Annotated in this window: 9 protein-coding genes; 4 read left to right on the plus strand and 5 right to left on the minus strand. The window is 63.9% G+C overall.

What is annotated here, in order from left to right:
• Positions 1 to 1060: 1060 nt before the first annotated feature.
• Entirely contained in the window at positions 1061 to 2356 is a 1296-nt protein-coding gene (locus BUS42_RS29475; protein WP_074315476.1) for a radical SAM protein, read from the minus strand.
• 224 nt (positions 2357 to 2580) lie between these two features.
• On the opposite strand from BUS42_RS29475, the gene BUS42_RS29480 reads away from it, so the two are divergent.
• Positions 2581 to 4284 (plus strand): ArnT family glycosyltransferase, encoded by a 1704-nt coding sequence (locus tag BUS42_RS29480; protein ID WP_083670779.1) that lies wholly within the window; start codon positions 2581 to 2583, stop codon positions 4282 to 4284.
• On the opposite strand, the gene BUS42_RS29485 is transcribed toward BUS42_RS29480, so the two are convergent.
• The 3 genes from BUS42_RS29485 to BUS42_RS29495 all read right to left on the minus strand — a co-directional run bounded on the left by BUS42_RS29485 (position 4243) and on the right by BUS42_RS29495 (position 7313).
• Positions 4243 to 5409, minus strand: a complete 1167-nt coding sequence (locus BUS42_RS29485; protein ID WP_074313006.1) for a glycosyltransferase family 4 protein — start codon at positions 5407 to 5409, stop codon at positions 4243 to 4245. The genes BUS42_RS29480 and BUS42_RS29485 overlap by 42 nt on opposite strands.
• A gap of 26 nt (positions 5410 to 5435) precedes the next feature.
• Entirely contained in the window at positions 5436 to 6206 is a 771-nt protein-coding gene (gene truA / locus BUS42_RS29490; protein WP_074313008.1) for a tRNA pseudouridine(38-40) synthase TruA, read from the minus strand.
• Between the two features lie 90 nt (positions 6207 to 6296).
• Entirely contained in the window at positions 6297 to 7313 is a 1017-nt protein-coding gene (locus BUS42_RS29495; protein ID WP_074315480.1) for an aspartate-semialdehyde dehydrogenase, read from the minus strand.
• 267 nt (positions 7314 to 7580) lie between these two features.
• On the opposite strand from BUS42_RS29495, the gene purD reads away from it, so the two are divergent.
• On the plus strand, positions 7581 to 9092 hold the full coding sequence (gene purD / locus BUS42_RS29500; protein WP_074313010.1) for a phosphoribosylamine--glycine ligase: 1512 nt from the start codon (positions 7581 to 7583) through the stop codon (positions 9090 to 9092).
• 177 nt (positions 9093 to 9269) lie between these two features.
• On the opposite strand, the gene BUS42_RS29505 is transcribed toward purD, so the two are convergent.
• Positions 9270 to 10973 carry a hypothetical protein gene (locus BUS42_RS29505; protein WP_074313012.1) on the minus strand — a complete coding sequence of 568 codons (1704 nt, stop codon included), beginning with the start codon at positions 10971 to 10973 and terminating at the stop codon, positions 9270 to 9272.
• 307 nt (positions 10974 to 11280) lie between these two features.
• Between BUS42_RS29505 and BUS42_RS29510 the strand changes: the two genes are divergently transcribed.
• The gene (locus BUS42_RS29510; RefSeq protein ID WP_074313013.1) at positions 11281 to 11691 is read left to right on the plus strand and encodes a hypothetical protein; all 411 of its coding nucleotides are present in this window, start codon (positions 11281 to 11283) and stop codon (positions 11689 to 11691) included.
• Between the two features lie 392 nt (positions 11692 to 12083).
• The gene (locus BUS42_RS29515; protein ID WP_074313015.1) at positions 12084 to 13022 is read left to right on the plus strand and encodes a DUF1559 domain-containing protein; all 939 of its coding nucleotides are present in this window, start codon (positions 12084 to 12086) and stop codon (positions 13020 to 13022) included.
• The last annotated feature ends 120 nt before the right edge of the window (positions 13023 to 13142 follow it).

The following is a 13142-nucleotide window of genomic DNA, read 5'->3' on the forward strand; positions in this document are numbered from 1 at the left end:
ACCGCCTCGACAACCTTTTTGTTAAATACTTCTTTCACGTCGCGGCGATGCGACGCGGGAATTCGTTCGCATTTTTCCGTCTTCGAATCCGCGGCGGGGTCTGGACGTGGCCGCCGCGGATGTTTATTCTATGGGGGCAGTCTGACCGGGTAGCTCAGTCGGTAGAGCAACGGACTTCAACAACGGAACGCCGAACGAAGCAGAAAGTAATAGGAGCCTCTCGCGGGAAGAAACCGAACCGCGAAGAGTGAATGCCGCAGTATGCTGGGACGCCCTGAGAGCTTCACCACCACAACGTCGCCGGTAACGGCAAGCGTGAAGGTCTGAAAAGGTGAAGATTGGGTAATCAGCAGGCAAGGGACCGGCGGATCGCCGGCCTCGGCCCCAGAGACTAGACGCGGCACGCCTGAGATGGCGATGGGATAGTCCAGACGCTCAACACCTGAAGAGTGCTTTTTTCCTTCAACGCGAAGGCTTCAGGGGGTCGGTGAAAGCCGATGAGGTACGTTAATCCGTTGGTCGAGGGTTCGAGCCCCTCCCCGGTCACTTCAGAATCGTCTTGTTCCGTGAGACACCAATCATCCCAGGCTCGGAATCGAAAGGTTCCGAGCCTGGGATGATTGTGATTCCGCCCTTCCCTTCCTGACGCACGGCTCACCCGACATCGATCTCCTCAGGTTGGTTTCCTGCCCTGCCCTGCCCTCTCCTCCCGGGTCGGCACTCTGCTGATCCATTGACTTTGGTTTCGCCAAATTCCCAGGATGTCGAACTCACGGCGATGCTTTTCGTGGGCGGATCGAACAGGCCATCGGTTGAGTGAATGAATCGCCACACTCACCGCGTTAGTCGAGACTTGTGGATGCAAGTTGTTGAGTGTTAACTGCTTTGTTTAATCAGTATTTATGAATGTATTAATTGGAGGCGTTTTTTCACAGCCTCATTAGCGGACCCTACGATTCAGATTGGCTTCGCACCCACGCTGGGGTAAAGTTATGTCCGCAAGTCATTGCGGTGGCAAGGGACCGAAGCCGGCCCCTCGCCACTCATGGTGTCAACCGCGTTAGAGCCCTTGTTTTTCCAGGCTATAGGGCACGACCTTCACGCCACGGTTCGACCTGAGCGGCAGCAAGGCATGCTTGAGCGCCGCCTGTTGCTCGGTCCAACGCAAACCCGCCAGAGGCGTGACGTTTGGGGCCTGCTGCTCGGGGTCACGGAACTCGTTGGCATCCAGCAAGGAGACGATATCTCCCTTGCCGAGTTCGAGCGTGTTGATCAGGTCGGCCGTGGCGGCGAGATGACGCTCTGCGTGCTCTGCGCCCCCGGCATCAATGAGCACCATGAGGCCGATGGCGATATCCGCCTGCTTCAGGTCGGACACGAGCGCAACGAGATCGCTGTTCTCCCACGCTTTCCGGTAAAGGCCGCGAACCGTCGGGTCGCCCGATTCCACTCCCAAGGTCACCCGGCGCAACTGGAGTTGGCGATACGTCCGCCACTGCTCGAGCGTCGGCCGCGGCGATGCCAGATTGTCGAGGAACGCGTGGACGGCCTCGAGCCTGGGGGCCTCGCCGGTCGTCGCGCACAACTCACTCCGGGCGATGGTTTCCAGCAGGGCCACGATCTCGTCGTTCGGCCGACGCAGGACGTCGCTGCCCGCCAGAAAGAGAGTGCGATACTGGAGCAGGCGCTGGCCGTAGAGCTTGGCAACTTCGCGCGTGTGGGTGGCGAACTCCGGGATCGATCGTTGGTAGTGCGGAGCCGCCGCTCCCCCGCCAAAGGCGATCCCATCGGCGTGGCCCAGCGTGGCCTGGAGGATCAGGGCGTTCTGGCTGTCCGGCGGCAAGAAGGGCAAGACGCCGTAGGTAGCCAGGTACTTTTCGCGATGCGCGAACCAGGCCGTCGCGTCCCACTCCACGATCCGCCCAAGGAAGTCGTACAGCTCATCCGACGAAAGGGGCTGGGCCTTCGAGGGGGGGTCGGCACGTTTCAGGCGACCCGAACTCAGCGCCTCGAGCAGGTCGAGGGCCGTCGCTCGGATCGAGGCGTCGAGGTCGCTCGCTTCGGCGAAGAACAGGGTGCGTCGCTTCAAAACCATGTTCACCCCCTCACGGACTCGATCGATCGCCTGGATCGTCGTGTCGAGTCCCTTGAGGTAATGGATCCCGTGGATGAACGCGCGCTGCCAGCGGCCTTCCCGATCGAAGTGATAGATCGGCCCATCGCCGTAGTAGAGCGAGAACGCTCCCTGCTTGAATCCGGCGAAGATCGGATCTCCCAGGGGGGGGCGAAGCATGACGCGAACGCCGTAGAGCACGCCGGTATCAAGCAGGCATTCGGCTTCGGTCTGCAGGGCCATGTCGGCAAGATCCTCGGTCGGATTGGGGGTCGGAAGCAAGCGGCGAGGAGGCGACTCTTTCTCGATCCCAAGTCGAGGCTGGCAACCCGGGTCGGTCGTGAGAAAGCGCCCTCCGCGCCCATCGCAACTTGCATTATACTCCCGCGCCGAGCGGCGCGAACCTTCGCTTTGCCCCAAGATTTCTGACGAGAATCGAATCCGTCAGGAAACCCACGGAGGGAACCTTGGCCCCAACGTCCCTTCCGCCACTCTTCGGACCCGAGGCCGGAGTGCCGCGTGGGCGGCGCCTCCTCGAGCCCGTGCTGATCGGCCTGCTGGCCCTGACGTTGAACCTCGCGGGCAACGGTCGAACGAGCCTCTGGGACCGCGACGAGCCGAGATACTCGGCCTGCGTCCGCGAGATGCGTGCGCGGGGCGATTGGATCCGGCCGACCTTCAACGGTGAACCGCGCTATCATAAGCCAATCCTGATCTACTGGCTGATGCGCGGGGGAGTCGCGCTCGGGGGCGATAACCCGTTTGGATGCCGCCTGGTCTCGTCGCTCGCGGGAGTCGGCACGTGCCTGCTCGTCAGGGCGATGGGCCGGCGCATGCTCGGCCCTCGGGTGGGGACGCTCGCCGCGCTGATGCTCGCGACGGCGCCGATCATGGTCACCGAGTCGAAGCTCGCGACGACCGACGCCACGCTGACGTTCTGGCTCGTCGGGGCCCAGTTCTGCCTCTGGGAACTGGCGCGGCGGCCCTCGCGGCGGCTCGCCGCGGGGTTCTGGGCGTTGATCGCGCTGGCGACGCTCACCAAGGGGCCGGTCGGCGCCGCGATGATTGCGGTCTCGGGAGTCGTCTCCTGGTGGTGGGGAGGGCCGACCGCTTGCTGGAGCCGGCTGCGCTGGCGCTGGGGCTTGAGCGGGTTCTTGCTCGTGGTCGCCCCCTGGCTCGTGACGATTGGCCTGGTTTCCCATGGAGAGTTCTTTCGCTTCGCCATTGGAGAACAAGTGATTCACCGGGTGGCGAGCGGCATGGAGCAACATACCGGCTACCCGGGCTATTACCTCGTCACGACGCTCGGCACGTTCCACCCCTGGTCGGCCCTGTTGCCCGCGGCGCTCTTCGGAGCCTGGTCAAGGCGGCGGGAGCACCCCCTGTTCGGCTTTCTGTTGGGGTGGGCCGTCGGTCCACTCGTGCTGCTGGAATGCGTCCAGACGAAGCTGGTCCACTACTATTTGCCCGCGATCCCCGCGTGTGCGCTTCTGGCCGCCTGGCTGATCGCACTGGTGGTCAAGGAAGGGGTCAACCTCAGGCGCTGGCCGTTGGGACGGGTCGGAGTCGGCCTGCTGGGCGGCACCGCGGTCGTGCTTCTGGTCGGTCTGGTCGCGGGAACATCAATGCTTCCCGCCAGCCTCCGCAGTCCGCTCCTGTTCCTGGCGATCGTTCTGGCCGCCGGCACCACGTACGCGATCGTGCTGATCGTTCGCGGGTTGACCGAACGGGCGGTGGGAAGTCTGGTGGCGACCTGGGCGATCCTCATGCTCGCCATGGGCGCGTGGCTGCTTCCGGCAGCCGAACCGTACCGAACGCCTCGGATCGTGGGCGAGCGGTTCGCGGCGCTCGCAAAAGCGCATGGCGCCCAGCCGATCCTCCACTCGTACCAAGAGCCGAGTGTGATCTACGCGTACGGTCACCCGTTGCCGACCGTCCGCAACTGGTCGCAAGTCAAGAAGCTGGTGCTCCGGTACGGCGCCGTGACCACGGCGGTCCTCCCCCGAGAGCTCAGCGCCTTTCTCGCTCGGCCCGAATATGAAGTGGAACGACTCGGTCATCTGACCGGCTACAACCTCAACAAGGGGCAGTGCGAGTCGCTCGAGTTCATCCTGCTCAGAATGAACCCGTCAGTGCGGCTCACGCATCTCGAGCAGTCGCCCATAGAGTGAGCGGAGCTGGGCGGTCATCGTCTCGTGCCGGAACTGGTGTGCGAACCGCTCACGCCCTTCGCGCCCGAGTGCCTCGCGAAGCGCGGGGGCGGCAGCCAACCGGAGGATCGCGGCCTGAAGCCCCGGCAGGTCGCGCGGCGGAAGGAGCACGCCGGTCTCGGGCAGCACCACTTCGCGGGCTCCATCGACGTCATAGCTGATGACCGGGCGACCGGTCAGCAGCCCTTGCGGCAAGACCCGCGCCAGCCCCTCGCGCAGGCTCGGATGGACGATGGCGTCCATCGCGGCGAGCAGTTCGGGAATTCGCTGTGGGGGAACCAGGCCCACGAACTGGAAGGCGTGGCGGAGCCCGAGCCGCTCGGTCTCGGCGATCAGACGGTCGCGGAGCAGGCCGTCGCCGATAAACACGAACCGGACCTTCGGGTTGGCCGCGAGCACGGCGGGCGCCACCGCGAGGATATCGTCGTGCCCCTTGCGTTCGAAGAGCCGGGCCACCGTGCCGAACGCAATCGCATCGTCGTCCAACCCAAGCTCGTGCCGGACCTCCACGCGAGTCCTGGGCGGGTTGAGGAACGCCTCGACGTCCATGCCGCTGTAGACCGTGCTGTACTGCTCGGGTCGCCCGACTCCGGCCTCAAGGGCCTGGTCGGTCATGGCGTCACAGACGCTCACGATCGCGTGGCACCGGTTCGCGGCCCACCGTTCGAGCGCCACATAGGCCCGGTTCTTGAGCGCGGATTCGGAAGGGCCGAACGGCAGCCCGTGGATCGTGTGGATCACGGCGGGAACTTTTTCATGCCAGGCCGCGGCACGCCCGCTGATCCCTGCCTTGGAGCTATGCGTGTGGACGACCTCGGGCTGCAAGCGGCGGATCGCCTGGCGAAGGAGGCGATAGGCCCGAAAGTCGGTCCCCGGGCGCACCGCGCGGACCAACTCGGGCATCAACTCGACCTTGAGGCCCAGTTGCTCGGCACGGCCGAACAGATCCCCCTCTGGCCCCTCGGCCGGCCCGGTGATCAAGGTCACGTCGTCGCCGTACCGATGATGCAAGCCTTCGACCGTCAGGAGCGTGTTTTCCTGGGCCCCACCGATAATCAATCGAGTAATGACGTGAATAATTCGCATGAATGTTAATCAATAACTCAGACAGGTCAGCGTGAGGGGACGGGATCGACCTCGTCAGCGTGGCCGTAGCGGACGACGAGCATGAAGAGTCCTTGAGGGGGGGCGGTCGGCCCTGCCTCGCGCCGGTCCTCGGCGACGAGCGCCTCCCGGACCCGAGACTCGGCCCAGCGCCCGGTGCCGACCAGTAGGAGCGTCCCCGTGATCGATCGCACCATGTTATACAAGAATCCGTCGGCCTCGACCTCGACCCACACGGAGTTCTGCTTGCGTGTCACGGCGATGTCGAAGATCGTCCGGACGCTGCTCGTGCGGTTGGGCCACTGGGTCTCAAAGCTATGAAAGTCGTGCCGCCCCTTCAGAGCCTGCGCCGCGCGATGCATCGCGGCCACGTCGATCGGCTGGTAGACGTGATAGCTGTAGCGGGTCTGGAACGGGTCGGCGATCCGGCCGTTGTCGATCACGTAGCGGTAGCGTTTCGACTTGGCGTCGAGGGTCGAATGAAACGCTTGGGGCATGTCCCAGGCGTTTCGGATCCGGATATCGTGCGGAAGCGTGGCGTTGAGGGCCTTGACGAAGACCTCGGGCGCGTGCCGGGAGACCGTGTAGAAGTGGGCGACCTGGCCAATCGCATGCACGCCGGCGTCGGTTCGGCCGCTGGCGTTGGTGACCGCCGCGGCACCGGTCAGGCGCTGGATCGCCTCTTCCAGGGTTTGCTGGACCGTCCGCCGGTCCGGCTGGCGCTGCCAGCCGGAGAAATCGGTGCCGTCGTAGCTCAGCAGGAGCTTGATATTGCGCATGGGAAAAGAGTTCACCCCAACGCCGCCGCGGGCCGACCTCGACGCCGTTGCGATGTCTGACCTCGTTCTGCTCGCTCCAATCGTTCCGACTCAGGCCCCGACCGGTTTGAGCTTGAGCAACTCCTCGGCGATCTGAACGGCGTTGGTTGCAGCCCCCTTGCGGAGGTTGTCGCTGACGCACCAGAAGAGCAGAGCGTTGGGGTTGTGGAGGTCCTGGCGAATCCGGCCGACGAACACCTCGTCGCGGTCGGAGCACGAGGCAGGCAGGGGATAGAGCCGCGACGCCGGGTCGTCAACCACGACCAGGCCGGGAGCGCTCGCCCAGACTTGGCGGGCCGCTTCGGGAGTGATCGGCCGTTCGGTCTCGATCATGATCGACTCGCTGTGACAGTTCAGCACGGGAACGCGAATGCAGGTGGGGCAGACGTCGATCGTGTCGTCTCCCATGATCTTCCTGGTCTCGAGGACCATTTTGATCTCTTCCTTCGTATAGCCGTTGGGAAGGAAGTCGTCGATCTGCGGGAGGCAATTGAACGCGATCGGGTGGGCAAACTTGCTCGGCGCAGGGGCGTCCTGACCGTTGACGTGGGCCTCGGTCTGCGATTGCAGTTCGTGGATCCCCTTCTGACCGGCCCCCGAGACGGCCTGGTAGGTGCTCACGATGACCCGGCGGATCCGGAAGGCGTCGTGCAAGGGCTTCAGGGCCACGACCATCTGGATCGTCGAGCAGTTCGGGTTGGCGATAATCCCATGGTGCCGACCCACGTCTTGGGGGTTGACCTCCGGGACGACCAAGGGCACCTCGGGGTCCATCCGGAAGGCACTTGAGTTGTCGACGACCACCGCCCCAGCGCGAGCGGCAATCGGGCTGTACTCGCGTGAGATCGACGCCGGCGTGCTCGAGAGGACGATGTCGACGCCGAGGAAGGCCTCGGGGGAGAGAGGCTCGATCGGATAATCCTTGCCGCCGAACACCACCGTTTTCCCCGCGCTTCGCGCCGAAGCCAGGAATTTAATCGACCCGATCGGGAACTTGCGTTCCTGAAGCAGGCGGATTATGACGTCTCCCACGGCACCACTCGCCCCGACGACGGCAACGCTCTTCACGGCGGTCTCCCTCTCCCTGGCAAAAACCCAAATGAGCCGGTCGGCCCCAGTTCGACGAACAAAGGCCATCGAACGCGAAGACACGTCGATTCGAAAGTCGGTTCGCGTCGAGAATTCTTCCACGCAGGATCGTCTATCATACGATTCGAGCGGGAAAGTTTCCAACATCACCGGCGTGTCGGGACTGTTGGGCCTGTGCGACGAGGCCCTTGGTCTTTAGAATAAGGGAATCACAGTCCGCCGAAAGTTCTTCGTGAGGTTGGCCCGTTGAAAGTTCTCGTCATCGGCAAAGGAGGGCGGGAGCACGCCCTCTGCTGGAAGCTGAAACAGTCACCCCGGGTCAAAACGGTCTTCTGCGCCCCGGGCAACGCAGGCACCGCGCTCGATGCGCAGAACGTCTCGATCGAGCCGGGCGACTTCCGGGCTCTGACCCAGTTCGTCAAGCGGGAAGGAGTGGGGCTGACCATCGTCGGCCCCGAGGAACCGCTCACGAACGGGATCGTCGACGCATTTCAGCGCGAAGGGCTGCGGATCTTCGGCCCGCGGCGCGATGCCGCCGAGCTCGAAGGCAGCAAAGTCTTCGCCAAAGAGCTGATGCGCCAGGCCGGCATCCCGACCGCCGACTACCGGATCTTCCGCTCGGCCCCCGATGCCGAGCTCTACGTGCTCTCCCGCGAGGTCTCACTCGTCGTCCGCTCCAAAGGGCGTTCGACGCTCCGGCATACCTTGCTCTGCCGGACCGCCGCCGAAACCCTCGAGGCGATCGACCGGATCATGGATCCGCGCGAGCAGCTCGGGCCGGGGGTCCAGGTCGAGATCGAAGAACGCGGCGAGCGCCGCGTCTTCAACAACGCGGCCGAAGCCCGCGACCACGTGCTCGGCCGCCCGCTCGGCCTGGTCCTGAAGGCCGATGGACTGGCCGCCGGCAAAGGCGTCTACGTCTGCGACAACCTCCGGCAGGCCCTTGAAGCGATCGACCAGATCATGGTCCGGCGGATCTACGGCAAGGCCGGCGACCGGATGATCCTCGAGGAACGGCTCGACGGCCAGGAGACGAGCATTCTCGCCCTGACCGACGGCCGAACGATCATTCCGCTCGAATCGAGCCAGGATCACAAGCGGGCCTTCGACCACGACGAAGGGCCGAACACGGGCGGCATGGGTGCCTACTCCCCCGCGCCGATCGTCACGCCCGAGCTCATGGAACAGGTTGAACGCGAAATCCTCGTTCCCGTGGTGCACGCCCTGAAGCGGGCGCGCCGGCCGTTTCGCGGGGTGATCTACGCCGGCCTGATGCTGACGAACCAAGGGCCCAAAGTCCTCGAATTCAACGTCCGGTTCGGTGACCCCGAATGTCAGGCCGTCCTCATGCGGCTCAAGAGCGACCTGTTCGAGGTCCTCGACGCCGTGGTCGACGAACGACTTGACACGATCAATCTCAAGTGGGATCCCCGCCCGGCCGTCACCGTCGTCATGGCCGCCGAGGGCTACCCCGGCCCCTACGAACGCGACCGAGTGATCAACAACCTTGAAGAAGCCGACCGCATGGCCGACGTCAAGGTGTTCCACGCCGGCACCAACCTCCGAACCGACCCGACCCTCGGTCGCGACGGTCGAATCGTCACCGACGGCGGCCGCGTCCTCGATGTCACCGCGCTGGGCGCAACGCTCGCCGAAGCGCAGACCCGCGCCTATGAGGCGGTCCGGGCGATCCGCTACAACGGCGCTTGGTATCGCCGCGATATCGCGGATAAAGCGATCAAGGCCTCCGGATCCTGAACGCCCGATCCCGGCCGATGTTGACAAAAAACGACGCTCGGAGCCATTCCCCAATGGCTCCGAGCGTCGGTTCCTGCCCACTCCGCGCATCGCGGTCTCACCCAACCCCGCTCGCATACATACTGCACGCTTGCTTGTTTGCATGGAGTGTGCGAGACTCATGGGGACGGATTGATATCAAGATCGACCCGGCCCTTGAGGGGTTCGCGCCCCGACTCGGTTCGGTCTGATCTTGGCGGCGGTGCCTTTGGCGACGGCTAGGGCCGGATGATGGAAACCAGGGACGAACGAATAGGTCTGCTTGCCGGTATAGGGAGCCTCGGGGACGTTGGGCGGGATGACCGGGCCCTTCTGAAGGTCGACGTGATTGGCGTAGAACGCGGTCGTCGGCTTGTCGGGGGTCGCAGTCGAGTTGTCGATCTTGCCTTCGACCTTCGCTTTGATATCCCCGACCGGGAGCACCAGATTCCGGCTCGTGCCGAAGGTTGGGACCGTGGTCCCGCCTTTCTGCGTGACGAACTCGGGCTGGACCGACGCGGCGAAGACCGAGTTGGTGACGTCACCCGCGACCAGGACACTCATACCGCCAGCGTTCTGGGCGTTCTGCGGCACGGGGGGAGCCGCGGGTTGGGGTGTGGGGCTAAACGCACTGACCGAGGCCTGCCCCGACACGGTGTTGATGATCGTCGAGAAGTTCTGCACATAGCCCGACAGAACGTTGGTATTCACCACGTCGCCGCCGAACGTCGCCTTGCTGATCGTGCGGTCGACATAGACGTTCGAGTTCAGGGCACCTCGATTGGCCGTCAGGGTGTTGACCACATGGGACAGGATGTCGACCGTGTCCATCCCGCGCCCGAAGACGAGGTTGCGGGCTCCGTTGGGAGCGACGACGAGTACGTTGTTCGTCTCTCCCCCAACCGAGAAGTTCGTCAACTTCGCTTGGCCGGTGCCGGTGGCGTCGAAAACGAGTGTCGAGAAGTTCGTGGCGTTGCCACCCACGCGAACGTTTCCAATTTGCCCGGTCAGTCCCCCTTGGATCCGGCCGTCGGCCAGGAACGGAGCCACCCCCGACGTTCCGGAGACGACCCAGGTCCCGCCATATCCCGTGGCATTGGCATTCTGGTTGACGAACTGGCCCGGGGGAGTGTCGGTGTTCCCGATGATCTCGTTGGCCTGGAACAGGGAGAGGCGTCCCGAGACGTCGAACTCGACCGCATGCTGAATGGTCGTCGGCGTCGTCGAGGTTCCGGAGGCGGGAACCTGCTGTGCGCTACTGATCGACTTATCGATGATGATCCGGGTGCCGCCAAACTGCGGCAGGCCAAGGACGACCTTGGCGATATCGCTCTGCGCGGTCGACGCCGGGGGATTGACCTGACCGACCGTCGTGTCCACCCCGCCGAACTGCAGGGTGTTCACTCCGTCAGGGATCGAGATGGTGACCGGGGCCGGCGTGCCTGTGCTGCCGCTGGGCGTCGTGTTCGCGAGCCAGAAGTCGGGGATGGCGATCGAGAGCGGGCCGTTGCCCCCGGACAGTTGCTGCGACTTGCTGGGGAGTTCATCCAGTTGCTGGAAGAAGACCTTGCCGTCACCGTTGGCCCCCTTGGTGACCTGGCCGACCAACCGGCTCTTCTGGGGGTCGAGACCGCCAATCGTGATCGATTTGATTTGGGTCTGCGAATTCAGCGGAGCGGGCGTCCCATCCGCGCCATTTTGTTTGGTGACGACAAGTGATCCGGGGCCGATCAGTTGCAGGACCCACTGATCACCGTCGATATCAGTCCCCGAAACCACGCCGGAAAGGAGTTGCCGATCTTCCAAATTCTCCGCCAGCGGGCGCAGAGCACGGTTCCGTGTGGTGGGCTTCCTTGTCGACATAGACCAGACTCCCAAAACGCAAAGAGGCAAACCGGCTCGAGTCACCGGCAGGGAGACACGCGACCTGACGCGTCCTCGCCCGTGCCATGGCAATTCATGTGGCCTTTCTCGATAATCGACGCCCCCCGCCGCGTACTTGAGAAAATCCGCAAAATCCTTTCAATCCCGACAATCACTACGCGCTCTCTTGCTCGTAAGAATCTTACGCCGCTCCGAGGCAGTCGCCCCGGTGGCGCTTCCTCATTATTAGTTTTGTGCGAGGCCGCTGACCCTCGGGCCGGTGAAACCTCACCGAGAGATTCGCACCATGAAGCGTTCGTCAAGCAGTCGACGACGTCCGGGCATCCACATCACCCTGGGCCGCGCGGCCAGACTCCACCGCCTTGTCAGGTTCCTGGCCGTCACCCCCCGAAGTCGCGAGACCATCCTCGGCGATCTCCAGATCGGGCTCCGCACCTTCTATCGCGAGCTCGAGTTACTCAAACGCTGTGGCGTGAAAGTTCTTCAGAAGGATAAGGCCTATCAACTCCTCGCGACCGCCGAAGACGCGGAGGGCCGACTGCCATTCCCCGACCCCCAGCTCAGTTTTGCCGAAATGGCCGAACTGTCCCGCGGCCCGGGCGAGGCCGCCCGCCGATTGGCCGAACTCCTGGCAAGCGTGATCAACAGTCCCGCGCCGGCCCCCAAGCGAAACCGAAAGTCCGGCACGTCGCGCTGAGTCCCCACGACGGCCCGGCCGAATCCGCGGCCGGCTCGCCCGGGCCGCGCCCCTCACAACCCAGATCACCGAAACCACCCTTCTTCCCCACAACCGTTCCAAGCCGCCGCCGTTCCTCGTTGGTTCTTTGAACCGCGACGGCTTCCCCCTCTCCCGTGTCCCAGGTCGCTCGTGCCTCGCGGACAAAAAACCGCCGCGAGGGGTGAAATGCTCGCCGTTGGACCGAGGCCCAATCGCAGCTAAGATCACCGATAAGTTTTGTGCTGCCTGGAGTTAGCTCAGGCCGTCAGGTTCGGCGCATGAAATGCCTAAGACGACTCGGCTCGCCGTCGATCCGGCCCATCCGACCCCCCAAGGGTCGACGTTGAGGGTCAGACCCGAGAGAAACGCCGATGAGACGTCCCGGATTCACCTTGATCGAGCTGTTGGTCGTCATCGCAATCATTGCGGTCCTGATCGCCTTGCTCTTGCCCGCGGTTCAGGCGGCCCGCGAAGCGGCGCGGCGGATGCAATGTACGAACAACCTCAAGCAAATCGGCCTGGCCATGCACAATTACGAGGGGATTCATCTTGTCCTCCCCTCCGCCCGAACCAACTCGCCTCACTACTGGTCGTCGCTGGCGCAGATCCTTCCTCACCTGGAGGGAGGAGCCCTGTACAACGCGATCAATTTCGACCACTCCACCGCTCCGAACGCGCGCAACAACTTCGACATGGCGAACACCACCGCCATCGCCTTCATGATCCCGTCCTACGCCTGTCCGAGCGATCCCAAGGCCGACCGTGTCACTCCCGACCTGGGCCCGACCAATTATTTCGCCGTCGCCGGCACCGGCCTGATGTCCAACGGCAACGGGAACGGCCTGATGTTCGACGGCTCGCGCGTCCGGTTCGCCGACATCACCGACGGCCTCTCGAACACCTCGGCATTCGTTGAGTCGATCAAGGGGAGCGGAATCGACGCCACCGCGCCAGCGACATTCGACCTACGGGCGCATTACAAAGGGGGAGGAGGTTACAGTTCCACCTTCACCGAAGAGGCCTGCGACGCGATCCCGGCCTATAGCGGCACTCGCGGCAGCCGTTGGTTTCACGGAAGCATGTCGGGGGGCTCCACGCTCAATCACTACTGGCCCCCGAACCACAAGAAAGCCGACTGCGCCGGTGACACCAACGGCCTGCTCAGCTCCCGGAGCTATCATTCCGGCGGAGTCAACGTCCTCTTCGCGGACGGCCACATCCAATTCCTCAAAGACAGCGTCGCCCTGACGAGTTGGCGGGCACTCGCCACCCGCGGCGGCGGAGAAGTGATCGGCAGCGATCAGTTCTAGTAAGAACATGCGTGATTTTGTGGGGTGGGCACGGCCCACCATCAGAATCACCGCGGAGCAGGCCCCCCCTTTTCACCCGAAATCCACTCGAGTCTTCACGCCAATCTTCATTCCCATTGC

The organism is Singulisphaera sp. GP187, from assembly GCF_900129635.1.
GTDB lineage: Bacteria > Planctomycetota > Planctomycetia > Isosphaerales > Isosphaeraceae > Singulisphaera.